This is a genomic window from Mesorhizobium sp. P2_E9, assembly GCF_056403815.1.
Window position 1 is genome coordinate 130843 of sequence record NZ_JBFUET010000003.1, and the last position, 24722, is coordinate 155564.

General features: G+C 63.3%; 18 protein-coding genes. 10 read left to right on the plus strand and 8 right to left on the minus strand.

Annotation, left to right across the window (positions count from 1 at the left end; all coding sequences use genetic code 11):
• Position 1: 1 nt before the first annotated feature.
• The 7 genes from AC1D05_RS06670 to AC1D05_RS06700 form a co-directional block, all read right to left on the minus strand.
• A complete protein-coding gene (locus tag AC1D05_RS06670) occupies positions 2 to 1432 on the minus strand; it encodes an aspartate aminotransferase family protein (protein ID WP_477439930.1) in 1431 nt (476 codons plus the stop codon).
• Between the two features lie 102 nt (positions 1433 to 1534).
• Positions 1535 to 2542 carry an NAD-dependent epimerase/dehydratase family protein gene (locus AC1D05_RS06675; RefSeq protein WP_477439358.1) on the minus strand — a complete coding sequence of 336 codons (1008 nt, stop codon included), beginning with the start codon at positions 2540 to 2542 and terminating at the stop codon, positions 1535 to 1537.
• Positions 2539 to 2973 carry an EamA family transporter gene (locus AC1D05_RS06680; protein WP_477439360.1) on the minus strand — a complete coding sequence of 145 codons (435 nt, stop codon included), beginning with the start codon at positions 2971 to 2973 and terminating at the stop codon, positions 2539 to 2541. Before AC1D05_RS06680 ends, AC1D05_RS06675 begins: the two co-directional genes overlap by 4 nt.
• 124 nt (positions 2974 to 3097) lie before the next feature.
• Positions 3098 to 4447, minus strand: a complete 1350-nt coding sequence (locus tag AC1D05_RS06685; protein WP_477439362.1) for an FAD-binding oxidoreductase — start codon at positions 4445 to 4447, stop codon at positions 3098 to 3100.
• A gap of 2 nt (positions 4448 to 4449) precedes the next feature.
• On the minus strand, positions 4450 to 5883 hold the full coding sequence (locus tag AC1D05_RS06690; protein WP_477439364.1) for a UbiA family prenyltransferase: 1434 nt from the start codon (positions 5881 to 5883) through the stop codon (positions 4450 to 4452).
• Positions 5884 to 6108: 225 nt separating this feature from the next.
• Positions 6109 to 6372, minus strand: a complete 264-nt coding sequence (locus tag AC1D05_RS06695; protein WP_027043909.1) for a hypothetical protein — start codon at positions 6370 to 6372, stop codon at positions 6109 to 6111.
• A 158-nt stretch (positions 6373 to 6530) separates the two neighbouring features.
• Positions 6531 to 9017, minus strand: coding sequence for a mechanosensitive ion channel family protein (locus tag AC1D05_RS06700; protein ID WP_477439366.1), 2487 nt, complete (start codon positions 9015 to 9017; stop codon positions 6531 to 6533).
• 184 nt (positions 9018 to 9201) lie between these two features.
• Between AC1D05_RS06700 and AC1D05_RS06705 the strand changes: the two genes are divergently transcribed.
• The 5 genes from AC1D05_RS06705 to AC1D05_RS06725 all read left to right on the plus strand — a co-directional run bounded on the left by AC1D05_RS06705 (position 9202) and on the right by AC1D05_RS06725 (position 16015).
• Entirely contained in the window at positions 9202 to 10461 is a 1260-nt protein-coding gene (locus AC1D05_RS06705; protein WP_477439368.1) for a sarcosine oxidase subunit beta, read from the plus strand.
• A 68-nt stretch (positions 10462 to 10529) separates the two neighbouring features.
• The gene (locus tag AC1D05_RS06710; RefSeq protein WP_477439370.1) at positions 10530 to 10826 is read left to right on the plus strand and encodes a sarcosine oxidase subunit delta; all 297 of its coding nucleotides are present in this window, start codon (positions 10530 to 10532) and stop codon (positions 10824 to 10826) included.
• A complete protein-coding gene (locus tag AC1D05_RS06715; RefSeq protein ID WP_477439372.1) occupies positions 10823 to 13816 on the plus strand; it encodes a sarcosine oxidase subunit alpha in 2994 nt (997 codons plus the stop codon). The genes AC1D05_RS06710 and AC1D05_RS06715 overlap by 4 nt, the downstream gene beginning before the upstream one ends.
• Positions 13809 to 14396, plus strand: coding sequence for a sarcosine oxidase subunit gamma (locus AC1D05_RS06720; RefSeq protein WP_477439374.1), 588 nt, complete (start codon positions 13809 to 13811; stop codon positions 14394 to 14396). The genes AC1D05_RS06715 and AC1D05_RS06720 overlap by 8 nt, the downstream gene beginning before the upstream one ends.
• A 176-nt stretch (positions 14397 to 14572) precedes the next feature.
• Positions 14573 to 16015 (plus strand): MFS transporter, encoded by a 1443-nt coding sequence (locus tag AC1D05_RS06725; RefSeq protein WP_477439376.1) that lies wholly within the window; start codon positions 14573 to 14575, stop codon positions 16013 to 16015.
• Positions 16016 to 16055: 40 nt separating this feature from the next.
• Here AC1D05_RS06725 and AC1D05_RS06730 read toward each other — a convergent pair whose 3' ends face one another.
• Positions 16056 to 16760, minus strand: coding sequence for a nitroreductase (locus AC1D05_RS06730; protein ID WP_477439378.1), 705 nt, complete (start codon positions 16758 to 16760; stop codon positions 16056 to 16058).
• A gap of 225 nt (positions 16761 to 16985) precedes the next feature.
• Between AC1D05_RS06730 and AC1D05_RS06735 the strand changes: the two genes are divergently transcribed.
• The 5 genes from AC1D05_RS06735 (at position 16986) to AC1D05_RS06755 (ending at position 24602) form a co-directional block, all read left to right on the plus strand.
• The gene (locus tag AC1D05_RS06735) at positions 16986 to 17528 is read left to right on the plus strand and encodes a helix-turn-helix domain-containing protein (RefSeq protein WP_477439932.1); all 543 of its coding nucleotides are present in this window, start codon (positions 16986 to 16988) and stop codon (positions 17526 to 17528) included.
• A gap of 97 nt (positions 17529 to 17625) precedes the next feature.
• Positions 17626 to 20079 carry a GcvT family protein gene (locus AC1D05_RS06740; protein ID WP_477439380.1) on the plus strand — a complete coding sequence of 818 codons (2454 nt, stop codon included), beginning with the start codon at positions 17626 to 17628 and terminating at the stop codon, positions 20077 to 20079.
• Positions 20076 to 20981 carry a homocysteine S-methyltransferase family protein gene (locus AC1D05_RS06745; RefSeq protein ID WP_477439382.1) on the plus strand — a complete coding sequence of 302 codons (906 nt, stop codon included), beginning with the start codon at positions 20076 to 20078 and terminating at the stop codon, positions 20979 to 20981. Before AC1D05_RS06740 ends, AC1D05_RS06745 begins: the two co-directional genes overlap by 4 nt.
• Complete coding sequence (locus AC1D05_RS06750) at positions 20974 to 22155, plus strand: pyridoxal phosphate-dependent aminotransferase (RefSeq protein WP_477439384.1); 1182 nt, start codon at positions 20974 to 20976, stop codon at positions 22153 to 22155. The genes AC1D05_RS06745 and AC1D05_RS06750 overlap by 8 nt, the downstream gene beginning before the upstream one ends.
• The gene (locus AC1D05_RS06755; RefSeq protein WP_477439386.1) at positions 22152 to 24602 is read left to right on the plus strand and encodes a GcvT family protein; all 2451 of its coding nucleotides are present in this window, start codon (positions 22152 to 22154) and stop codon (positions 24600 to 24602) included. The genes AC1D05_RS06750 and AC1D05_RS06755 overlap by 4 nt, the downstream gene beginning before the upstream one ends.
• Positions 24603 to 24722: the final 120 nt, after the last annotated feature.

Below are 24722 nucleotides of genomic sequence, written 5' to 3' on the forward strand. Positions count from 1 at the left end.
CTCAACGAACCTGGCTTTTGACGAAATCCTTCACGATCGACACGATGCCGCGCGACAGCAGACTGTCGAAGGCATCGACGAAGCGGTCGACATGCTCGCGCTGGCAGATCAGCGGCGGCTCGAGCCGGATGACATTGCGGTTGTATTCGGTGAAGGCGACGAGCACGTCATAGTCGCGCAGCAGCAGCGCGCCGACGAAGCCGGACAACGAGCCCTTCAGCTTGTCGTCCAGCACGCTGACGATCGGACGCAGCACCATCGGCAAGGTCTGCGAGAAGTCGTGGAACTCCAGGCCGACCATGAAGCCCTTGCCGCGTACATCCTTGATGATCTTGGGATATTTGTCCTTGAGCGCCTGCAGGCGCTGCAGCAAATAATCGCCGGTGACGGCGGCGTTGTCGATCAGCCCCTCGTCATAGAGCACGTTGATACCCTCGATCGCGGTGACGCAGGCCTCGCCCATGCCGCCGAAGGTCGCCATGGCATGGATCATCGCCGTCTTCGGCGTGCCATAGGCCTTCATGTAGACGTCGCGCTTGGCGATCATCGCACCGACCGCCGCCTTGCCACCGCCAAGCGACTTGGCCAGCGCCGTCACGTCGGGCACAACGCCGTAGTGCTCGAAGGCATAGAAGCGGCCCGAGCGGCCATAGCCGCACTGCACTTCGTCGGCGACCCACAGCACACCATACTGGTCGCACAGCGCGCGCAGCTTCTGCCAGTATTCCGACGGCGCCTGGATGATGCCGCCGCCGCCCTGGATGGTTTCCAGCACGATGACGCCGACCTCGGGATCGGAACGGAACAGGCGCTCGACCGCCTCGATGTCGCCGAACGGAATGCGCACCGTGTTCTCGGCCATCTTGAAATCAGCGCGATAAAGCTGGCCGTCGGTGATGCCGAGCACGCCCTTGGTCTTGCCGTGGAAGGAATTCTCGGCATAGACGATTTTCGGCCGCTTCGGGCCGGCGGCGCGCTCGGCGAGCTTCACTGCCGCTTCCATCGCTTCGGAGCCGGACGAGCCCAAAAACACCATGTCGAGATCGCCGGGCGAGCATTTGGCGATGTTGTGCGCCAACGCGGCCGCATATTGCGACATGAAGGCGATGGCGATCTCCTGGCGCTTCTCCTCCTGGAATTTTCTGCGCGCTTCGAGGATGCGCGGATGGTTGTGGCCGAAGGCCAGCGAACCGAAGCCACCGAAGAAGTCCAGGATCTTGCGGCCGTTCTGGTCGATGTAGAACATGCCTTCGGCACGTTCGATCTTGATCTTGTGGAAGCCGAGCAGCTTCATGAAATGCAGCTGGCCGGGGTTGAGATGCGCCTTGAACAGATCGGTCATGCGGGCGACATCCATCGCCTTGGCCTGCTCGACGCTGATCAAATCGGGCTTGGCGATGGTGGCGGGCGACAGCGCCGGCGCGCTGACCATGGTGCGCGCATTGGTCTGTTCGGGCTTGGCCATGACGGTCATTTCAATCTCCTGTCCGCGCTTACGACCCGAGTCGTGCGCATAAAACGTTTGGCAGGCCCGCTATTCGGCGGGCACATGTTTGGTGGCCACAGTGGGACCGGCCTTCTTGGCGCGGTACTCGCTATAGGCGGCGATCAGCATGTCCTCGTCGCGATACTGCGGCACCCAGCCGAGCTGGCGCTCGGCCTTGGACACGTCGAGCACGCACTCCTCGTCGGCGATCAGATATTGCTCCGGATCCATGATCGGCATGTTCATGAGATCGAGCAGGTCGAGCGTGCGCTTGACCGCCCAGCCGGGCGTCGGCAGCAGGATCGATTTCGAGCCGGCATGCCGGATCAGGTCGCCGAGCAATTTCTTCACCGGCGGCGGGTTGAGCGAGCCGAGATTGTAGGCCTCGTTGGGCACGCCGGCTTTCCAGGCCGCACGCGCGGCCTCGGCGCAGTCGAACACCGAGATGAATTGATAAGGGTTCCTGCCCGAACCGATCATCGGCACGGGAAAATTCCAGTCGATCAGCTTGAACAGTTTTTCCAATATGCCCAGCCGGCCGGGGCCGATGATCAGACGCGGCCGGAACAGCGAGATCGACATGCCGCGCTTGCGCCATTCGGCTGCCAGTTCCTCAGTCTTCTGCTTCGACCAGCCATACTCACCGAGCGGCGCGACCGGATGCTCCTCGGTCATCGGCTGGGTGACCGTGTGGCCGTAGATCATGTCGGTCGTGTAGTGGACGAGTTTTGGTGCACCGGCCTTGTCCATGGCCTGCATGATGTGCTCGGTGCCATGGAAATTGACCGGAAAAAAGAAATCGTGCCGCTTGGCGCGCACCTGGATCGGCGACAGCATCTTGGCCGACAGATTGTAGACCATGTCGTCGGCCTTCAGCCCAACCGCCGTGACCGAGGCAGGATCGGTGACGTCGCATTGGACGAAGCGGACATTGCGGTAATGCGCAAGGTCGCTCTTGACGATATCGGCGACGAGAACCTCTTCGCCATCGGCCACAAGCTTCGGGGCAAGGTGACGGCCGACGAAGCCGTCACCGCCGAAAATCACATGTCTCATCGAACGGTCTCGTTTGCAGGGATCTTGTCGGGCGTGATGGAAGCGGTCTGGTCCTCATGCACTCGCCCACTTTGCGCGATCAGCACGGTACCGACGCAGATGAAGGCGATGCCGGCGATGCGCCAGCCATTGAGGTCTTCGCGGAAGACGAAATAGGCGAAGATGGCGACGGCGACATAGGCGAGGCTGAGGAAAGGATAGGCGAAGGAAAGCTCGACCTTGGACAGCACATAAAGGTGCGAGGCCATCGAAATGACGAAGGTGCAAAGGCCGAGGAACACCCAGGGGCTGAAGACGATCTGCAGCAGTTTGACGAGCGGATTGACGCCCTCGAACGAGATCGGTCCAAGCGACATCATGCCTTGCTTCAGCATCAGCTGCGCAGCGGCATTGGTCATGACCGTAAAGAGAATGAAGACGATATATTTCATGCCTGCTCACCCACCCCGTGTCATCGAGTAATACAAAGCTGAAAAGATTTCGTGAACTCATAAGAATGTTTTGAGTAAATCTTATAATTAATCATTCTCTAACCACGATTCATTCCAATTTTATCTATTCCGCGACGTCGGCGCCACGCCGCCGCAGGTCGATGCCGCCAGCCGTGCGCGCCCAAAAATCGGACATGAAGGCAGGGTCGCGCAGCGCTTCCAGCCTCGGCCAGTCCGCAAAGGAGGCGGCGAAAACTGCAGCGCTCATGCGCGCATCCTTGTAGGGGTTGACCGCCCCGCCGGCCGCGATGGTGATGCGGTCGAGTTCACCAAGCAGGGCAAACATCGCCGCTCCCTTGTTGGGGAAATCCAGCGTCAGTGTGTAACCGGGCCTGGGGAATGACAGCAGCGCCGGCGAGCGGATCGAACCGAAGCGTTTCAGAACGGTGAGGAAAGAGCCCTGCCCGGCCCGCCGGGCCGTGGCGAGCAGTTCCGGCACGACGATCCGCGCGGCCTCTTCCGGCACCACGCTCTGGTGCTGGAACAGCCCTTTGGGGCCATAAAGCCGGTTCCAGTCGCGCACGCCGTCGAGCGGAAAGAAAAAGCCTTGATAGCCGGTCTGGCGCGGTACCGTGGCCCGGCTCTTCTTCCACCGATATGCGGCGTTGAAAGCGATCAGGAACGGCCGGCTGAGCACATTGAAGGGCGGCTGGAACGGCACAGCAAGAGTGCCGCCGGCGCGCGCGGCCGCATGCGAGCCATGCTCGGCGTGGTTGCCGGTGAACAGCAGGCCGCGCCCGCTGTTGTGGCCACTGGCGAGCTGGTCGATCCAGGCGACGGCATATTCATTGGCCTGGTCCGCCACCTCGGCCAGATCGAAGAATTCGCCGAGATCGGCAAACGGCGTCGTCTTCTCGACGATGTCGAGCGAAGGCACCCGCATCAGCCGGATCGAGGCCGACAGGATCAGGCCGGTCAGCCCCATGCCGCCGATCGTCGCCGCAAACAGTCGCGGATTGTCCGTGGCCGAACAACGATAGCTCTTCCCATCGGACCGCAGCAGCGTGAAGCTCTCGACATGGCAGCCGAACGTGCCGCGCCGGTGATGGTTCTTGCCGTGCACGTCATTGGCAATGGCGCCGCCGAGCGTCACGAATTGCGTGCCCGGAACGACAGCCGGGAAGAAGCCGTAGGGTGCTGCGTGCGCGATGATATCCGACAACAACGCGCCGGCGTCCGCCTCGATCACACCGCTCTCGGCATTGAAGGCGCGGATACGGTTCAGGGTCCGCATATCGACGACCGCGCCGGCCAGATTCTGGCAGGAATCGCCATAGGACCGCCCATTGCCATAGGCCAACAGCGACCCTTCCTTCGCCTGGCCGCCCTTCAGCAGCGCAATGGCGTCGTCGGCGTGGATCGCACGCGGCGCCGATGGCGTGGCAAGGCCGAAGCTCTGGAACCGTTCGGCCATGCCTACCAGCCCCCGATGACCAGCAGCACGGCGCCGATCAGCACCACGATCTGGCTGCGCCAGTCGCGGATGATGAAGACGACCGGGTCGTCATGCATCTCGTCGCGGCGCGCCAGGATCCAGACGCGCATGGTGAGGTAAAGCACGATCGGCGGCAGCGGCCAGATCAGCCAGGGATGCGGATAGAGTTCGCGCACCGCGACACTGTCCATGTAGAGCGCCAGCACCAGCGCCGAGGAGAAGGCCGAGGCCATGCCTGCCTGGGCGACGATCTCCTGGTCTTCGGTGCGATAACCGCGGCCGGCAATGCGTTCACCGGGCGGAATGGCGGTGGTGCGCAATTCGACGAAGCGCTTCACCAGCGCCAGCGACAAGAAGAAGAAGATCGAGAAGGCGAGCAGCCAGAACGAGACGTCGACGCCGGTCGCCGCCGCACCGGCGAGCACGCGGATCGTGTAGAGGCCGGCAAGCGTCAGCACATCGACCAGCAGCATGCGCTTGAACGACAGCGAATAGGCTGTGGTGACGACCAAGTAGCCGCCGAGCACACCGAGGAATTGGATCGGCAAAAACAGGCTGGTGCCGATGCCGATCGCCAACAGCACGACGATCGCACCGAGGCCGAACGGGATCGACAGTGCGCCGCTGGCGAACGGTCTGTTGCGCTTGGTGACGTGCTTGCGGTCGAGTGCGAGGTCGAAGAAATCGTTGAGGATATAGATGGCGGACGCCACCGCGCTGAACGAGATGAACGCCAGCAGGCACTGCCAGATCATGTTGGTGTTGAAATATTCGTGCGACAGCACCATCGGCACGGCGATCAGCGAATTCTTGAGCCACTGATGCACGCGGAGCATCTTGACGATGGTCCGCAAGGTCGGCTTCGGCACCGGCATTGTTTCGGCGCCATGCGCCGCCTGCCAGCGCGCGGCATGACGGTCGGGTGCCACGACAATCGCATTGCGCGCGGCGTCGAAAACCTGCAGGTCATGGCGGCTGTTGCCGGCATAGTCGAAACCGCCATCGCCATAGGCTGAGATCAGCGAGGCGCGCTTCTTGCCGGAGGTGAGATTGTCGAAACCATCGGTCGCCAGCACCCGGTCGAAAATGCCGAGATGGGCTGCTATGGCGTCGGCGAATTTGCGCGGCGTGCCGGTCGCCAGCACGATCTTGCGGCCTTCGCTGTGCTCAGTGCGCAGCCGGTCGAGCAGCGGCGCGCGATAGGGCAGTGTCGCGGGGTCTATGTCGATGCGCTGCGCGATCGCCTGTTTCAGCCGCGCCGGCCCGCCGGCAGCCCAGAATGGCACCAGGAAAATATAGAGCGGGTTCTTCTTGAGGAGAAGGAACAAGCCTTCCCACAACAGGTCGGTTGCGATCAGCGTGCCGTCGAGATCGACCGCAAGCGGTATTGCGTTCCTGTCCGACCGCGCGTCCATGTCCGTCCTGCCCTGCCAGCGTATGATCCGGGAAACCGGAATCTGGTTGCGCGCCGTTTCGGCGTCTTGACGCTGGTATAGCGGGGGATGGCGTAGCGAACGTTAAAACGCCTGGTTGCAGGCGGCTGCCGCACCGGTATTTCCGGCGTCATTGTTAAACAACGGCTACCGGAAACGATAAAAGGCCGAGCAAATTGCCCGGCCTTTCCAGTCATGCCATTGAGATTACTTGATGCGGGCGACACCGCCCGAGATTTCGACGGTTTCCGAACCGGTCAGGGCTTCGAGGTCACCGTTCGGCAACATGACGAAGCAGCCGTTCTGGCAGAACTCGACGGTTTCACCGCCGGCCAGCGCAAGCTCGGTCTTGCTGCCGCCCTCCGTCACGACCAGCGTGCGGGTCTCGGCGTCCTTGTTGACCGCGCTGGCGGCATGAGCCGAGCCGCTCACAGCGAGCAAGGCGACGGCAGCGACGAGAGACTTCCACATTTTGCAGTATCGGTGTTCCCACCGCCTCTGTTGCATTTCGCAAGGCATTTTCGCCCTTTGCATGGGAGCTTATATGAGATGGAAGCTGAACCGCAACTGAATGCCGCATTCATGCCGCAATTGGTTTTGGATGGACTTGAGGCCTACGGATTCCCGATCTAGTCCGGATCGGGCTTCCTTGACTTGCGCGGCTTGGCGGCCCGTTTCGCTTCGGCCGCGGCTTCCACCTTCGCCTGTTCCTGTTCGGCGAAGTCGGCCTCGATCTTGTCGTCGTCGGTCGGCCAGGCCTTCGCATGTTTGGTCTCGATAACGGCGCGCGGCGTCGAGGGTATTTCGATATGCTGGTCGCTGAATTTCTCCAGCACGGCGAAGCGGACGTCGTTCTGGACGATGTTGCCGTTCATCACATCGGCCAGGAACACACGGATCTCGAATTCGAGTGCCGCCGGTCCAAAATTGGAAAACAGCACGAAGGGTTCGGGGTTCTTCAGCACCATCGGGTGGCTGCGTGCGATCTCGAGCAGGATGGCATGGACCTGCTTGACGTCGCTGCCATAGGCGACGCCGACCTTGATGTCGATGCGGCCGAGCTTGTTGCGATGCGTCCAGTTGCCGACGGCATTGTTGATCAGGTTTGAATTGGGCAGGATCACCGACTGCCGCTGGAACGTCTCGATCTCGGTGGCGCGCACACTGATTTTCTTGACCGTGCCGCTGACGTCGCCGGCGACGATCCAGTCGCCGACCTTGAACGGCCGTTCGGCCAAAAGGATCAGGCCGGAGACGAAATTCGACACCACATTCTGCAGGCCAAAGCCGATACCGAGGGAAAGCGCACCGGCGACCAGCGCCAGGCTGGAGAGATCGATGCCCGCCGCTGATATGCCGACCAGCCCCGCCAGCGCCACGCCGGCATAGCCGACCGCCAGCCGGATCGAGTTGCGCACGCCGGTATCGACCTTGCCGCGCGCCATGACGGAGCCGTCGAGCCAGCCCTGGAACCAGCGTGTCAGGAAGTAGCCTATGACGAAGACGATGATGCCCGAAAGGATGCCGGTGACCGAAATCGTCACCGAACCGATATTGATCCCGGTCGCGAGCTTGTAGGCCCAGGCCTGGATGTCGCCGGGCTGGAAGCCCCACATCAACAGGATCAGCGGCAGGAAAACCAGCACGATCAAGAGGTTGATGGCTATGCTGACGACAAGGCCGAGCTGATCGAGCGCGGTGTCTTCGTAACTCGAATTGGTCGACAGCCAGCGCCCGACAGATGTGTTGGCGAAAGCCCCCTCCTCGCCGATCGCGCGCGCCGACAGGAAGCCGATATAGGCGGTGATCAGCGCCGTGCCGGTGACCACGACCTGCAACGAGACGAACAGGGCAAGGCCGATATAGCCAAGCAAGGCGGCTATGATGGTGAACAGGCCAAGCGCCAGCGCCAGGTAGCGCAGCCATGCCGGCCACGGCCGCCAGCTTCCGTCGCGCGCCTTGAACGGTCGCAGCATCGCCATCAGGATCAGGATGATGCCGACGACAATGGTGGCGACGAAACTGCGCGCGATGGTCAGCGACAGCGGCGATCCCATCTTGTCGTTGATAACAGACAGGAAGGTGTTGACTGAGATGACCACCGCCATGGCGGTGGCCAGACGCACCAGCCAGCGCGCCGGCCCGGTCTCGACTGGGATCAGGCGCCAGTTTGGCAGCCGCGGCTCCAACGCCGCATTGGTCAGCCGGTTGACGCAGAACACCACGCCAATGACCGTCGCCATCGCGTTCAGGAAGAGGCCAATGTCGCCACGCAATACGTTGTAGTAATTGAAAAAGAAAATGGTCGAGCCGAGAAAGGCGCCGACCGCCAGGGTCGGCAGCAATGTCGACCAGAAGGCCACCGTCAGGCGGCTGAGATAGGATGGGTCTTCGTTGCTGGGGTCGGCCTCGAACATGCGCCCGAACAGGCGCCTGCCGCCGACCAGCAGCACCAGCGCCAAGCCGAGCGCCACGAAAGTTGCCGCGAGGACGGCCTGGAATTTGAACTTGAAGGCGAAGCTCAACCAGGACGACACCGCCTTGTAGAAATTGTTGAACTCGTCGCGGGCGTCGGAAAAAACCTGTGGGCTCAACGCATCCGTTAGCACGTAGCGCTTGCTCAAAAAGTTGCGGAACAGCTCGCTGCGCATATTGCCGATCTTGTCGATCAGCCCGCTGATGCGTATCGACAGGTTCTGTGCGCTGGCGACGACAGCGTTGATCTCGGCCTTTTCCGACGCCAGCGCCTGGCGTTCGCCGGTCACGATGTCGGGCTCCTGCGGCTGGCCTGCCGCCGGCGGCGGGCCGAGCACCTCGATGCGATTGTTGATGTCGGTGAGCCGCGAACGGAAGGCCAGCGCACTGGTGAGTGCCGCCCGCGACAGATCCTCCAGTTGCAGGCGGATATCCACGAGTGAGGCATCGTCCTCACCGTCCTGCTGTATTTTCTTCTCGAGATCGTCCGTCTTGGCCGTCAGGCCCTGGATAACTTTCTGCTGATCGGTGATCAGGCCGGCGGAGCCCTGGCCAAGCGCCTGCGCCATCGCCTCGAACGAAGGCTGCGCCGAAACGACGAGCGCGAGGATCAGGAAGAGGCGAAGCAATCGAAAAAGCATGATTTGTTGGCGACTCATCGGCGGCAAAGGCATTCAAAAAGCCTGTCCTTGATAAAGACGGCCATATCATGGGGCAAGCCGTCGCATCGCGGCGTCGGTCAGTCGAAAGGCCATGGCGCAATATTGGCTTTGCGGATGCGGCCTGCTCTATAGTCTGCCGCATCGCCTGAACCGGATGACAATGATGGCAGAGTACTCGGCCTTTTCGCTGCTCGCGAACGCGCTCAAGGGAAACAAGGACTGGAAGCCGGCCTGGCGCAAGCCCGACCCGAAGGCTTCCTATGATGTCATCATCATCGGTGGCGGCGGCCATGGACTGGCGACCGCTTACTATCTGGCCAAGGAACATGGCATCACCAATGTCGCGGTGCTCGAAAAGGGCTGGCTCGGCTCCGGCAATGTCGGCCGCAACACCACGGCCGTGCGCTCGAACTACCTGCTGCCGGCCAATACCCGCTTCTACGAGCATTCGATGAAGCTGTGGGAGAACCTCTCGCACGAGCTCAACTACAACGTCATGTTCTCGCAGCGCGGCTGCCTGAACCTGGCGCACACGCCGGCCCAGTTCGACGACTATGCCAGGCGCGGCAATGCCATGCGCCATCTCGGCGTCGATGCCGAACTGATGACGCCTGCCGAGATCAAGCGCCTGATCCCGGCGCTCGATATTTCCAGCGAGGCGCGCTTTCCCGTGGTCGGCGGCCTGATGCAGCGGCGCGCCGGCACTGCCCGCCACGATGCCGTCGCCTGGGGTTATGCGCGCGGCGCCGACCGCCGTGGCGTCGACATCGTCGAAAATTGCGAGGTCACCGGTTTCCTGCGCGATGGCGACCGCGTCACCGGTGTCACCACCTCGCGCGGCGACATCAGGGCCAAGAAGGTGGCGGTTGCGGTGGCCGGCAGCACCGGGCGCGTCATGCAACTGGCCGGCATCGAGACGATGCCAATCGAGAGCCATGTGCTGCAGGCTTTCGTCACGGAATCGCTAAAACCCTTCATCGACACGGTCGTGACCTTCGGCATGGGCCACTTCTACATGTCGCAGTCCGACAAGGGCGGTCTCATCTATGGCGGCGATATCGACGGCTACAACAGCTACGCCCAGCGCGGCAACCTGCCCGTCGTCGACGAGGTGATGAGCGAGATGTTGGCGCTGTTCCCGGGCCTCGCCCGCGTGCGCATGCTGCGCTCCTGGGGCGGCGTCTGCGACATGTCGATGGATGGCTCGCCCATCATCACCACCGGCCCGCTACCCGGCATGTATCTCAATTGCGGCTGGTGCTATGGCGGCTTCAAGGCGACGCCGGCCTCCGGATGGACCTTCGCCTGGACCATCGCCAAGGATGAGCCGCACGATTTCAACGCGCCGTTTACACTCGACCGTTTCCACCGCGGCCTCGTCATCGACGACAAGGGCCAGGGCGCGAATCCGAGGCTGCATTAGACCATGATCCGGAAAAGTGGACGCCGGTTTTCCGATAAGATCATGGTCAAACAAGAAGATACAATTGAATGTTGATCACTTGCCCCTACTGCGGCCCGCGCGACGTCATCGAGTTCACCTACCAGGGTGACGGCAATCGTGAGCGGCCTGACCCGGCCTCGCAGAATTTCGAGGCATGGAACGCCTATGTCTATGACCGGCTGAACCCGGCCGGCGATCACAATGAAATCTGGCAGCATTCCGGCGGTTGCCGCGCGCATCTGAGGGTCGTGCGCAACACCCTGACGCATGAGATCTCCAGCGTCGCCTTCGTGCGCGGCGATCATACCTCGGCCACGCGCCGCAAGGCGGAGGACAAGGCATGAGCCCGCGCCGCACCGACACTGGCGGCCGCATCGACCGGCTGAAGACGATCCGCTTCACCTTCGACGGCGTTGCCTATACCGGCCATGCCGGCGACACGCTGGCGTCGGCGCTGCTGGCCAAGGGTGTCACGCTTTTCGGGCGCTCGTTCAAATACCATCGCCCGCGCGGCCTGCTCACGGCGGGCGTCGAGGAGCCGAATGCGCTGGTGACGGTGCTGAAGGGCGAGGTGCGCGAGCCCAACATTCCGGCGACCATGGTCGAGATCCATGACGGGCTGGTGGCGATCAGCCAGAACCGCTTTCCGTCGCTGGCCTGGGACGTCAATGCCATCAACCAGCTTGGCGGCAAGATCCTGTCGGCCGGTTTCTACTACAAGACCTTCATGGGACCGGTGGTCGGCCCGCTGAAGGGCACGCGTTTCTGGATGTTGTGCGAGCATTTCATCCGCCGCGCCGCCGGTCTCGGCAGCGCCGGATCGGCAAAGGACCCGGCCCGCTACGAACGCATGAACGCCTTTTGCGACGTGCTGGTGGTCGGCTCCGGTCCGGCCGGCCTGATGGCCGCCAAGGCCGCCGCCGATCAGGGCGCCCGCGTCATGCTGGCCGATCTCGAACGGCGTTTCGGCGGCACCACCAACTGGTCCGATGAAACCATCGATGGCGCGCCGGCAGCCGATTGGGCGCGCCGCACCGTTACCCAGCTCGAAGGTCGCGACAACGTCCGGCTTTTGCCGCGCACCACGGTGTGGGGCTACTACGACAACAACACGCTTGCGGCACTCGAACGGGTGAGCGACCACAAGGAGCAGCCCGCCAAGGGCGAGCCGCGCCATCGCTACTGGGCGATCCGCGCCAAATCCGTGGTCCTTGCTACCGGCGCCTTCGAGCGTCCATTGGTCTTCCCGGGCAATGACCGGCCGGGCGTGATGCTGGCCCATGCCGCCGAGCGCTATGCCAACGAGTTCGGCGTGCTGCCGGGCGAGCGGATCGCGCTGTTCACCAACAATGACAGTGCCTATCGCACGGCCGTTGCCTTGAAGAGGGCCGGTGCGGCGATTGTCGCCATCGCCGACGTCAGGTCCGAACTTTCGCCAGAGATGCGCAAGCTGGCGACGGAGGCCGGAGCCGAACTGTTGGCCGGTCACGCCGTCGTCGCCACCGAGGGCGGCAAGGCGGTCTCCGGCGTCAAGGTCCAGCGTTTCGACATGGTCACCGGTGCGCTGAGCGGCGATGAACGCAGCATCCATGCCGACTGCCTGCTGATGTCCGGCGGCTGGTCGCCGACCATCCATCTCGCCAGCCAGGCCGGCGCCAAAGCGGAATGGAATGCCGCACGGCAGGCCTTTCTGCCGCCGAAGCCGACACAGCAATGGATCGGCGCCGGCGCCTTCACCGGCAGTTTTTCCACGGCCGAGGCGATCGCCGAAGGCCGCGCCGCCGGTCTTGCTGCCGCAGGTGGAACGAGCACGCCGGCGGCATTGCCCACGGTCGAAGCCGTACCCGGCGATCCTGATCCGGCGCCGGTCTTCGAGATCAGGGCCAAGGGCAAGAGCTTCGTCGACTTCCAGCATGACGTAACCGCAGAAGATGTCCGCCTGGCGCATCGCGAAGGCTTCGTCTCGGTCGAGCATCTGAAGCGCTACACCACGCTTGGCATGGCGACCGACCAGGGCAAGAGCTCCAATGTTCCCGGCCTCGCCATCATGGCAGAAGCGCTGGGCAAACCTATCCCCGAGGTCGGCACGACGCGCTTCCGGCCGCCCTTTGCGCCGGTCTCGATCGGTTCGCTGGCGGCGGAACGCTTTGGCGACCTGAGGCCCGAGCGGCTGACGCCGATGCATGACTGGCACATCGCCAATGGCGCGACGATGTATTCGGCCGGCCTCTGGTACCGGCCGATGATCTACGGACTTTCAGGCGAAACGGTCGAGCAGGCCTATGTGCGCGAGGCCAAGGCGACACGCGAGAGCGCCGGCATCGTCGATGTCTCGACGCTGGGCAAGATTGCCGTGCAGGGCCCCGACGCCGCCGCATTCCTCGACCGCGTCTACACCAACATGTTTTCGACGCTCGCCGTCGGCAAGGCGCGCTATGGCCTGATGCTGCGCGAGGACGGCCTCGCCTTTGACGACGGCACCACCTGGCGGCTCGGCGAGCAGGATTTCCTGATGACCACCACCACCGCCAATGCCGGCAAGGTGATGCAGCATCTGGAATATTTCCTCGACGTGATCTGGCCGGAGTTGAAGGTTCACGTCACCTCGGTGACCGACGAATGGGCGGGGGCCGCGATCGGCGGGCCAAAGGCCAGGCAGATCCTCGCCGCCTGCGTCACCGGCACCGCCGTCGACAATGCGACCTTGCCCTTCATGGGCATCGTGCGCGGCGAGATAGCCGGCGTGCCGGTGATGATTTGCCGCCTGTCCTTCTCCGGTGAAATGGCCTTTGAGGTCTATTCCGGCGCCGGCCACAGCACCCATGTCTGGGAAGCGCTGGTCGAGGCCGGCAAGCCGTTCGGGCTGGTCACCTACGGGCTTGAGGCGCTGGGCACGATGCGCATCGAGAAGGGCCATGTCACCGGCGCCGAGATCGACGGCCGCACCACGGCGCGCGACCTGCATCTCGACTGGATGCTGTCGAAGAAGAAGCCGTTCATCGGCTCGGCGATGATGGACCGCGAAGGCCTGATCGCATCCGACCGTCTGGAACTGGTCGGCCTGATCGCGCTCGACAATCGGCCGCTCAATGGCGGCGCGCACATTGTCGAAGAGCTTGACGAGGCCGATCCGCACGGCTCGATCGGCCACATCACCGCCTGCTGCTATTCGCCGGCGCTCGGCAAGCATATCGCGCTGGCGCTGGTCGAGGGCGGTAAGGTAAGGCACGGCACCCGCGCCCATGTCTCCGATCCCTTGCGCAACCGCTTCGGGCCGGTCGAAATCGTCTCCAACCATTTCTACGATCCGGAAGGGACCCGCATGCATGGTTGAGCGCCAATCCCCTCTCGAGCCGGAGTTTCATGTCGGCTCGCATGGCAATTTCGAGCATGGCGTCGAGATCATCCTCACCGAAACGCGGCCGGGCTCGATCGTGCAGCTCGCCGCCTGGCCGGGCGAAGAGAAGACGCTGATCGCTGCCATCCGCACCGTCACCGGGCTTGCCCTGCCCGACGGCGCCGGCGGCGGCCTGAGCGACGGCGTGAAATCGGTGTTCGGCTTCGCGCCGGGAAAGTTCACCGTGGCCGATGAAGCCGAAGGGCTGGCCGCTTCCTTCGTCAAGGTGGTGACGCCGGCCATCGGCACGGTGACCGACCTGTCGCACGGCCGCACCGCCATACGCATCGCCGGGCCGAAAGCAGAATGGGTGCTGGCGAAATTCTTCGCCATCGACTTCGCGCTGCCGGCGTTCCCGGCCGGCGCTGGCCGCTCGACCACCCATCACGATGTCTTCGCCCAGATCCAGCGCACCGGCGCCGACCAGTTCGACATCTACGTCTTCCGCTCCTTCGCGCGCTCATTCTGGAAGGCGCTCTGCCACGCCAGCGAGGAAGTCGGCTACGAGGTGCAGTAGGTGGTGCAGCCGGATGGCCGCGCCACTGCTGCTTCTGGCCTCAATGCCGGCCGGTTCTGCCGCTAGAGAATCGCGCCGCGGGCGGCCATGGTGGAAAAACGTGGCCGCCGGATCGGCCCAAGGGGTATAAAAATCCCGTCTCTGACTCGGCACATTCGTTTGGTTCGAACATCCCCATGACCGCAGAACTATCCGCCGGCGCCACGGATCGCGCCGATGTGTCGGCCAGAGCCTTGCTCCTGCTGCCGCTGACGGTCGCTTGCGGCGTGTTCATGACCAGCCTCGACCAGAATGTCGTGGTGACGGCCCTGCCCGGCATCGGTGAAAGCCTCGCCCGCCCGCCGAGCCAACTCGGCCTTCTGATCACCGTCTATGTCGCCAGCCTGATCATCTCGATGCCGCTTGGTGGCTGGGCCGCCGACCGCTTCGGCCTGCGAAACGTCTACTGCTTTGCCTTGCTGGTGTTCGCCGGCTCATCGGCGCTGTGCGGACTGTCCGACAACATCTGGATGCTGGTCGGTGCCCGCGCTCTGCAGGGCTTCGGCGGTGCGCTGATGGGCACGCTCGGCCAGGTCGTGATATTGTCGAGCTTTCCGCGCAGCCGCACGCTCAAGGTCAACATGTATATCTCCGTGGCCAGCCAGACCGGGCCGCTGGTCGGGCCGCTCGTCGGCGGCGCGCTGACCACTTACATCTCCTGGCGCTGGATCTTCTTCATCAACGTGCCGTTTGCGCTGGCCGCGGCAGTCCTTGCCGCCTCACTGTTTCCGACGGTGACCAAGCCAGTGCGCACGCGGTTTGATTTTCCAGGCTTCCTGCTGGTCGGCAGCGGCATGATCCTGCTGGTCTTCGGCATGGACTCGCTTGCCGCCAAAGACGCGGTCGGCGGCATGATCGCCGGTGAACTGGCGCTGGCGGTCGTCATCCTGTCGATCGCCTCGCTCTACTGCCTACGCGTGCCCAATCCCCTGCTCGACCTCAAGCTCCTGCGCATCCGCACCTTCCGTATCTCGTTCCTCACCGGCGGCGGCCTGGACACGATCGGCCTCAGTTCCGTCGCCTTCCTGCTGCCGCTGATGTTCCAGCTCGGTTTCGGCATGAGCGCGGTGCAGGCGGGATCGCTGACCTTCGTCGCCGCGCTCGGCTCCGTGATCATGCGTTTCTTCATGCCGCGCGTCCTCAACCGGTTCGGTTTCCGCCGCGTCCTGGTCTTCAACACGCCGGTTATTGCCGTCATGGTTGCCGGTTTCGCCTTGATGCAGGCGACGACGCCGGTCTGGATCGTGCTTGGCTACATCTTCATTTTCGGTGTTTTCCGGTCCATACAATGGGCCTCGACCGGAAACCTCGCCTATTCCGACATCGCCCCCGAACAGCTCGCCCGCTTCAGCGCGCTCTACTACATCCTCTGGCAGCTGGCGGTGGCGATCAGCGTCGGCCTGGCGGCGGCGATGCTGTCGTTCCTGGCCGGCGGCGGGCCTGCGGTGACCAATGATTTCCGGATCCTGTTCGCGATCGAAGGCGTCATCACGCTCTGCGCGCTGCTTGCCTATCTCAAGCTGACGCCGCAGGACGGCGCCCATGTCAGCGGCCACGGCATGCAGATGAATACGGAATAGGACGTGTCGCTCGCGTCGGCGTGCTACCGGCGTGGCGAAACTATTCGCTGAACGTCACCCACTCTTCCAGCGGCACGCGGTCGGTGCGGAAGGCGTTTTCCGGCTTGGAAACGTCCTCATACCCAAGAGCCATGCCGCAGACGACGATCTCCTCGTCGGGAATGTTGAGCACCGGCCGGATCTGCCGGTGATAGGGCGCAAAGGCCGCCTGCGGGCAGGTGTGCAGACCCCTGCCCCGCGCCGCGACCATGATGTTCTGCAGGAACATGCCGTAGTCGATCCACGAGCCCTGATTGAGGCGGCGGTCGATGGTGAAGATCATGCCGACCGGCGCGTCGAAAAAAACGAAGTTGCGGTCGTGCTGGGCACGCATCTTGTTGACCTCGCGGCGGCCTATGCCGAGCGCGCCGTAAAGCCCGAAACCATTGGCACGGCGGCGGGTGAGATACGGCTCGAAGAACTGGGTCGGATAATAGCGATACTCGTCCCAGTCGGCCTTTTCGGCGCGGATACCGGAATTCAGGATAGCATCCGATATCTGTTTCTTGGTCTCGCCCTTGGTGACGTAGACCCGCCATGGCTGCATGTTGGTGCCGGAGGGAGCGCGTGCCGCAACCGCGAGAATGTCGCGGATCGTCTCGTCGTCGATCATATCGGGCAGAAATGCGCGCACCGAACGGCGCGACACGATCGCCTCGTCGACGATCTCGGCCTCATCGGCAATTCGAGCCTTCTTTTCCAGCATGGGCCGTCCCTTAGCCTTTGTATCGATCGGACGTCCCCACTCGCCGCTCGCGGCGGAGCCTTTGCATGAACCGTCAAAATCCTGCAAGTAAATCTTGAGCATTGGTGAAATTCTGCTTGATTTTTTCATGAGCTTGATTTCTCATGAAATTCGGATCGAAATTTTCATGAAGTGAGCGTTTTGGCGTCTCCTAGCGCACGAACATTGCAGGGACCTGACGAACGCGTGCTGGCCGGCGATATCAGAGCGCTGCGCCGGGCACGTGGGCTGACGCTCACCGAAATCGCCCTGAAGCTCGGCCGTTCGGTCGGCTGGGTCAGCCAGGTCGAGCGCGGCCTGTCGACGCCATCGCTCAGCGACCTCAGGGCCTTTGCCGAACTGTTCGGCGTGCCGATCAGCCTGTTCTTCAGCCATGACGTACCGGTCGAAAGCGAGCGTGGTGTCATTGTTCGCGCCGGCAGGCGCCGCACGCTTGGCACCAGCGAATCCGGCCTGGTGGAAGAACTCCTGTCGCCCGATCTCGGTGGTAGCTTCGAGATGGTGCGCTCGATCTTCGCGGCGGGCGCGGAGATGAAGACCGAGCAGCTGCGGCCGACCGAGGAAGCCGGGTATATCGCCTCCGGTATTTTCGAGATCGAGATAGCGGGCGTCTGGCACCGGCTCGGCGAAGGCGATTCCTTCCGCTTCGAAGGCAAGCCCTATCGCTGGCGCAATCCGGGCACCGAGCCGGCGGTTGTCATCTGGGTGGTTTCACCACCGGTTTATTGAAATGCATGTCGCCCAAAAGTGTGCAGCGGTTTTGGGATAACGACATGCATCAAAACAAAAAATAGAAGCGCGACGCGCTTCGGTCTGGGAGACAAACATGGCGGGTTTGCCGAGCACGGCGCGCGTGGTGATCATCGGAGGTGGTGTTGTCGGCACCTCCTCGCTCTATCATCTTGCCAAGGCGGGCTGGACCGACTGCGTGCTGTTGGAAAAGAACGAGCTGACCTCGGGCTCGACCTGGCATGCCGCCGGCAATGTGCCCACCTTCTCCTCGTCCTGGTCGCTGATGAACATGCAGCGCTATTCGACCGAGCTTTATCGCCGGCTGGGTGCCGAAGTCGACTACCCCATGAATTACCACGTTACCGGTTCGCTGCGGCTTGCCCATTCGAAAGAGCGCATGCAGGAATTCCAGCGTGCCAAGGGCATGGGCCGCTATCAGGGCATGGACATCGACGTGGTCGGCGTCGACGAGATCAAGCTGCGCTATCCCTTCATCGAAACGCATGATTTGAAAGGCGCTCTCTACGACCCGAGCGACGGCGACATCGACCCGGCGCAGCTTACCCAGGCGTTGGCCAAGGGCGCGCGCGACATGGGTGCGAAAATCATCCGCTTCTGCCCGGTCACCGGCGTGCGCCGCGAAAACGACGAATGGGTGGTAGCCACGCCGCAAGGCGAGATCCGCTGCGAGATCGTCGTCAATGCCGCCGGCTACCGCGCCGCTGAAGTGGGCCGGATGTTCGGCCGCGAAGTGCCGATGATGGTGATGAGCCACCAATACATCCTGTTCGAGGAAATCCCCGAACTCGCGGCCTGGTCGAAGGAACAGGGCAAGAAACTGCCGCTGCTGCGCGATGTCGACACTTCCTATTATCTGCGCCAGGAAAAGGCCGGCATGAATCTCGGCCCCTATGAGCGCAATTGCCGCGCGCATTGGGCCACCCACAATGATCCCATGCCGGAGGATTTCTCCTTCCAGCTCTTCCCCGACGATCTCGACCGGCTGGAGCATTACCTGGCCGACGCCGTCGCCCGCGTGCCGATCCTCGGCACGGCCGGCCTGTCCAAGGTCATCAACGGGCCGATCCCCTATGCACCGGACGGCAATCCGCTGATCGGCCCGATGCCTGGCGTGCCCAACGCCTTCGAGGCCTGCGTCTTCACCTTCGGCATCGCCCAAGGCGGTGGTGCCGGCAAGGTGCTGGCCGAATGGGTCACGCAAGGCCAGACGGAATGGGATATGTGGTCCTGCGATCCGCGCCGCTTCACCTCTTTTGCCGCCGCACCCGACTATTGCGTCGCCAAGGGTCTCGAGATCTACGGCAATGAGTATGCCATCCAGTTCCCGCGCCATGCCTGGCCGGAAGGACGTGACCGGAAACTGTCGCCGATCCACGACCGCATCAAGGCGTTCGGCGGTCGCTTCGACGCCTATAATGGCTGGGAGCGCGCCACCTGGTATGCGCAGCCCGGCGACGACATCTCCGAAGAAGCCACGCTGACCTTCCGCCGCGAAGGTCCCTGGCAGCATCGCGTGCGCGAGGAATGCCTGGCGGTGCGCGACGCCGCCGGCATTTTGGACCTGCCGGGCTTCTCGCGCTTCAACCTCGAAGGCCACGGTGCCGCAGAATGGCTGAGCCTGCAGGTCACCGGACTGGTGCCGAAGCCCGGCCGCATCGGCCTCGTCTACTTCGCTGACGACAAGGGCCGCATCGTCACAGAAATGTCCGTCGTGCGCCACGACGAGAATGTGATGACGCTGATCACCGCCGCGGTCGCGCAATGGCATGATTTCGAGTGGCTGAAATCGCGCATTCCCAAGGACGCGCCATTCAAGCTGATCGACCGGACCGAGGAATTCTCCACCCAGATCCTGGCCGGCCCCAATTCGCGACAAATCCTCGCCGAAGTCTGCGACGCCGACCTTACCCTGCCGTGGCTGACGCATCAGGAAACGAAGATCGCCGGCCGCTGGGCCAAGCTCGTGCGTGTTTCCTTCGCCGGCGAACTCGGCTGGGAAATCCACACCAGGGTCGACGACACAGCCGCCATCTTCGATGCCGTTTGTGTGGCAGGACAACAGCATGGCCTGAAGCCGTTCGGCATGTACGCTCTGGATTCGCTGCGGCTCGAAAAAGGCTATCGCACCTGGAAAGGCGATCTCTCTACCGACTATTCCATCCTGCAGGGCGGGCTCGAGCGCTTCGTCAAATGGGAAAAGCCCGACTTCCGTGGCAAAGCCGCGCTGCAGAACGAGAAGCAGCAAGGCGTGAAGAAGCGCTTCGTCACGCTGGTCGTCGAAAACCCCGGCGATTGCGACGCACCCTACATGTCGACGCTGTGGCATGGCGGCCAGATCGTCGGCGAGACCACGTCCGGCGGCTGGGGCCATCGCATCGGCAAGTCGATCGCGCTCGGCATGTTGCGCGCCGATTTGACCGCGCCCGGCACATCAGTCGAGGTCGAAATCTTTGGCGACCGTTTCAAGGCGATCGTGCAGAACGACGAACCTTTGTGGGATCCGAAGAACGAAAGACTGAGAGCATGAAGAAAGTCATCCTCACCGACGGTGGTATGGGTCAGGAACTGGTCCGGCGCAGCAAATCCGAGCCGACGCCATTGTGGTCGGCCAGGGTGCTGATCGACGAACCCGATCTGGTGCGCGACCTGCATGCCGAATTCATCCGCGCCGGCGCCCGCGTCATCACCATCAACACCTATTCGGCGACACCCGAACGCCTGGCGCGCGAGGGCGCCGAGGACCTGTTCAAGCCGTTGCAGAAGCGTGGCATCGAACTGGCCAGGCAAGCCTGCGACGAAGCTGGCGACGCAGCGATCGCCGGCTGCCTGTCGCCGCTTTTCGGCAGCTACGCCCCGGCGCTGACGATCTCTTACCAGGAGACGCTCGACATCTACCGCCGCATCGTCGCCGAGCAGGCGGACGGCGTCGATCTCTTCCTGTGCGAAACCATGGCCTCTGCCGATGAAGCGCGTGCGGCCGTCACCGCGGCCGCTGAGAGCGGCAAGCCTGTCTGGGTGTCGTGGACGCTCGCCGATCACGGCACGCCGCGGCTGCGCAGCGGCGAAACAATAGCCGCCGCGGCCAGCGCGCTCGATGGCCTGCCGATAGCCGCGCGGCTGCTCAACTGCTGCCGGCCGGAAGCGATCGCCGCCGCCTTGCCTGAACTGATCGATCTCGGCGGCCCGGTCGGCGCCTATGCCAATGGCTTCACCTCCACGGAGGCGCTCAAGCACGGCGGTACCGTCGATGTGCTGCATGCCCGCCACGACCTCGGCCCGGACGCCTATGCCGAGCAGGCGATCGGCTGGGTGGAGGCAGGTGCCGACATCGTCGGCGGCTGCTGCGAAGTCGGACCGCCGCATATCGCCGCGCTGCGCGATCGACTGCGGCAGGATGGTTACGAAATCTCGGGAGTTTTGCATGCCTAGACCATCATCGCGCATTTCCGGCATCGTCCCGTCAGGCAAGGACGGCTGGGAGGTCCACTCGGCCGCCTGGGCCCGCAAGGCGGCCGGCGAAGACATCATCATGCTGTCGGTCGGCGACCATGATTTCGACACGCCCTCGCAAACGATCGAGGCCTGCGTGGCCGCGGTTCGCGGCAGCAATCACCACTACACGCCGCTGCCCGGCCTGCCGCGCCTGCGCCAGGCAATGGCGGCAGCCTCCAGCGCCTGCACCGGCGTCGAGACGACGCCGGATCAGGTCATCGCCACGCCAGGCGGCCAGGCCGCACTCTATGCGGCGGTGCAGGCCGTGCTCGACCAGGGCGACCACGCCATCGTCGTTGCCCCCTACTACGCCACCTACCCCAACACGTTCAGTGCCGCAGGCGCCAGTTTCACCGTCGTCGAGACGCCGGCCGAGGACGGTTTCCAGCCGCACGCCGACATGATCCGCGCTGCGCTCAAGCCCAACACGCGCGCCATCCTGATCAACACGCCGAACAACCCGACCGGTGCGGTCTATTCGCGTGAGCGGCTCGAACAACTGGCCGAGATCTGCAGGGAGTACGACCTCTGGCTGCTGTCGGACGAGGTCTACTGGACGCTGGGCGGCGGCGAGCATGTCTCGCCGCGCTCGCTGCCCGGCATGGCCGAGCGCACGCTTGTCATCAATTCCATGTCCAAGAGCCATGGCATGACCGGCTGGCGCATGGGCTGGCTGACCGGTCCTGAAGCGATGATCACCCTGCTCGTCAACCTCAACCTGGTGACCACCTACGGCCTGCCGGCCTTCATCTCGGTCGCCTGTGCCGAGGCGCTGGAGAACCATTACGGCGTGAAGGACATTGCCGAGCGCTACGCGGCGCGCCGCACCGTCTTCCTTGATGCCGTGCGCGGCATGAACGATGTCGCCGTGCGCGGGTCCGAAGGCGGCATGTATGTCATGCTCGACATATCCGAGGTCGAACCCGACGACGAGAAATTCGCCTTTGCCTTTCTCGACAAGGAGAATGTCGGCGTGATGCCGGGCTCCAGCTTCGGCGAAGCCGCCGCCGGCCACATCCGCATCAGCCTCTGCCAGCCGGAGCCGATTCTCCAGGAAGCAGCACTTCGGCTGCGCCGTTTTGCTTCCACCTATCGCCGCGAGGCCGCATGACCACCAAGACTATCCCTACCAAGGCCCGCGCGGTCATCATCGGCGGCGGCGTTTCCGGCTGTTCGGTCGCCTATCATCTGGCCAAGCTCGGCTGGACCGACATCGTGCTGCTCGAACGCAAGCAGCTGACGTCGGGCACGACGTGGCATGCCGCCGGCCTGATCGGCCAGTTGCGCGGTTCGCAGAACATGACGCGGCTGGCGAAATATTCCGCCGACCTCTACGTCAAGCTGGAAGCCGAGACCGAAGTCGGCACCGGCATGCGCCAGGTCGGCTCGATCACCGTGGCGCTGACCGAGGAGCGCAAGCACGAAATCTACCGGCAGGCGTCGCTCGCCCGCGCCTTCGATGTCGATGTGCGCGAGATTTCACCCAATGAAGTCAAGCAGATGTACCCGCATCTCAATGTCTCCGACGTCGTCGGCGCCGTCCACCTGCCGCTCGATGGCCAATGCGATCCCGCCAACATAGCCATGGCTTTGGCCAAGGGTGCGCGCCAGCGCGGCGCCACCATCGTCGAGAATGTGAAGGTGACGAAGGTCCACACCAAGGCGGGCCGCGTCACTGGCGTGTCCTGGGCACAGGGCGAGGAACAAGGCACCATCGAGGCCGACATCGTCGTCAACTGCGCCGGCATGTGGGCGCGCGAACTGGGCGCCCAGAACGGCGTCACCATCCCGCTGCACGCCTGCGAGCATTTCTATCTCGTCACCGAGCCGATCCCGGGCCTCAGCCGCCTGCCGGTGCTGCGTGTGCCGGACGAGTGCGCCTACTACAAGGAAGACGCCGGCAAGATGATGCTCGGCGCCTTCGAGCCAGTGGCCAAGCCCTGGGGCATGGATGGCATCCGCGAGGATTTCTGCTTCGACCAGTTGCCTGAGGACATGGACCATTTCGAGCCGATCCTCGAAATGGGCGTCAACCGCATGCCGATGTTGGCCACCGCCGGCATCCACACCTTTTTCAACGGCCCCGAGAGCTTCACGCCTGACGACCGCTACTATCTCGGCGAGGCGCCGGAATTGTCCGGCTACTGGATGGCGACCGGCTACAATTCGATCGGCATCGTCTCCTCCGGCGGCGCCGGCATGGCGCTAGCGCAATGGATCAACGATGGCGAAGCGCCCTTCGATCTCTGGGAAGTCGACATCCGCCGTGCCCAGCCCTTCCAGAAGAACCGCCGCTATCTCAAGGAGCGCGTCTCCGAAACGCTCGGCCTGCTCTATGCCGACCATTTCCCCTATCGCCAGATGGCAACGTCGAGGAATGTCAGGCGTTCGCCCCTTCATGAACATTTGAAGGCGCGCGGTGCGGTGTTTGGCGAAGTCGCCGGCTGGGAGCGCGCCAACTGGTTCGCCCGCGAGGGCCAGGAGCGCGAATACCGCTATTCCTGGAAGCGGCAGAACTGGTTCGACAATCAGCGCGAGGAGCACCTGGCGGTCAGGAACCGCGTCGGCCTGTTCGACATGACCTCGTTCGGCAAGATCCGCGTCGAAGGCCGCGACGCCTGCGCCTTCCTGCAAAGACTGTGCGCCAACGACATGGACGTGGCGCCGGGCAAGATCGTTTACACCCAGATGCTCAACCGGCGCGGCGGCATCGAGAGCGACCTCACCGTCTCACGCCTGTCGGAAACCGCCTACTTCCTCGTCGTGCCAGGTGCCACGCTACAGCGCGATCTGGCGTGGCTCAGAAAACATCTCGCCGACGAATTCGTCGTCGTCACCGACGTGACGGCCGCCGAAAGCGTGCTCTGCCTGATGGGTCCCGATGCGCGAAAGCTGATCCAGAAAGTCAGCCCCAACGATTTCTCAAATGAGAAAAATCCGTTCGGGACGTTTCAGGAGATAGAAATCGGCATGGGTCTCGCCCGCGCTCACCGAGTCACCTATGTCGGCGAACTCGGCTGGGAACTTTACGTCTCAACGGACCAGGCAGCCCATGTCTTCGAGGCGATCGACGAGGCCGGCGCGGATGTCGGCCTGAAACTCTGTGGCCTGCACACGCTGGATTCCTGCCGCATCGAAAAGGCCTTTCGCCATTTCGGCCATGACATCACCGATGAGGATAACGTGCTGGAAGCCGGGCTCGGTTTTGCCGTCAAAACGGCCAAGGGCGAGTTCATCGGCCGCGATGCCGTGCTGAAGAAGAAGGAAGCCGGATGGAACCGCCGGCTGGTGCAGTTCCGCCTGAAAGACCCGCAGCCCCTGCTCTTCCACAATGAAGCGATCCTGCGCGACGGCAAGATCGTCGGCCCGATCACGTCAGGCAATTACGGCCACCATCTCGGTGGCGCCGTCGGGTTGGGCTATGTGCCGTGCCAGGGCGAGAGCGAGGCAGATGTGCTGGCCTCCTCCTATGAAATCGAGATCGCTGGTGAAAGGTTTGCGGCGGAAGCATCGCTGAAGCCGATGTATGACCCGAAAGCCGAGCGGACGAGGATATAGCGCCCTCTTCCTTCTCCCCGTTTACGGGGAGAAGGTGCCCGAAGGGCGGATGAGGGGCGGCGCCAGCCTCTCCCAAGTTCGCGCTGCCCCTCATCTGGCTGCCGCCATCTTCTCCCCGTA

Coding starts and splice junctions, on each gene's coding strand:
- AC1D05_RS06670 (WP_477439930.1), bottom strand. CDS start 1,432: ATGGTCAGCGCGCCGGCGCTGTCGCCCGCCACCATCGCCAAGCCCGAT.
- AC1D05_RS06675 (WP_477439358.1), bottom strand. CDS start 2,542: ATGAGACATGTGATTTTCGGCGGTGACGGCTTCGTCGGCCGTCACCTT.
- AC1D05_RS06680 (WP_477439360.1), bottom strand. CDS start 2,973: ATGAAATATATCGTCTTCATTCTCTTTACGGTCATGACCAATGCCGCT.
- AC1D05_RS06685 (WP_477439362.1), bottom strand. CDS start 4,447: ATGGCCGAACGGTTCCAGAGCTTCGGCCTTGCCACGCCATCGGCGCCG.
- AC1D05_RS06690 (WP_477439364.1), bottom strand. CDS start 5,883: ATGGACGCGCGGTCGGACAGGAACGCAATACCGCTTGCGGTCGATCTC.
- AC1D05_RS06695 (WP_027043909.1), bottom strand. CDS start 6,372: ATGTGGAAGTCTCTCGTCGCTGCCGTCGCCTTGCTCGCTGTGAGCGGC.
- AC1D05_RS06700 (WP_477439366.1), bottom strand. CDS start 9,017: ATGCTTTTTCGATTGCTTCGCCTCTTCCTGATCCTCGCGCTCGTCGTT.
- AC1D05_RS06705 (WP_477439368.1), top strand. CDS start 9,202: ATGGCAGAGTACTCGGCCTTTTCGCTGCTCGCGAACGCGCTCAAGGGA.
- AC1D05_RS06710 (WP_477439370.1), top strand. CDS start 10,530: ATGTTGATCACTTGCCCCTACTGCGGCCCGCGCGACGTCATCGAGTTC.
- AC1D05_RS06715 (WP_477439372.1), top strand. CDS start 10,823: ATGAGCCCGCGCCGCACCGACACTGGCGGCCGCATCGACCGGCTGAAG.
- AC1D05_RS06720 (WP_477439374.1), top strand. CDS start 13,809: ATGGTTGAGCGCCAATCCCCTCTCGAGCCGGAGTTTCATGTCGGCTCG.
- AC1D05_RS06725 (WP_477439376.1), top strand. CDS start 14,573: ATGACCGCAGAACTATCCGCCGGCGCCACGGATCGCGCCGATGTGTCG.
- AC1D05_RS06730 (WP_477439378.1), bottom strand. CDS start 16,760: ATGCTGGAAAAGAAGGCTCGAATTGCCGATGAGGCCGAGATCGTCGAC.
- AC1D05_RS06740 (WP_477439380.1), top strand. CDS start 17,626: ATGGCGGGTTTGCCGAGCACGGCGCGCGTGGTGATCATCGGAGGTGGT.
- AC1D05_RS06745 (WP_477439382.1), top strand. CDS start 20,076: ATGAAGAAAGTCATCCTCACCGACGGTGGTATGGGTCAGGAACTGGTC.
- AC1D05_RS06750 (WP_477439384.1), top strand. CDS start 20,974: ATGCCTAGACCATCATCGCGCATTTCCGGCATCGTCCCGTCAGGCAAG.
- AC1D05_RS06755 (WP_477439386.1), top strand. CDS start 22,152: ATGACCACCAAGACTATCCCTACCAAGGCCCGCGCGGTCATCATCGGC.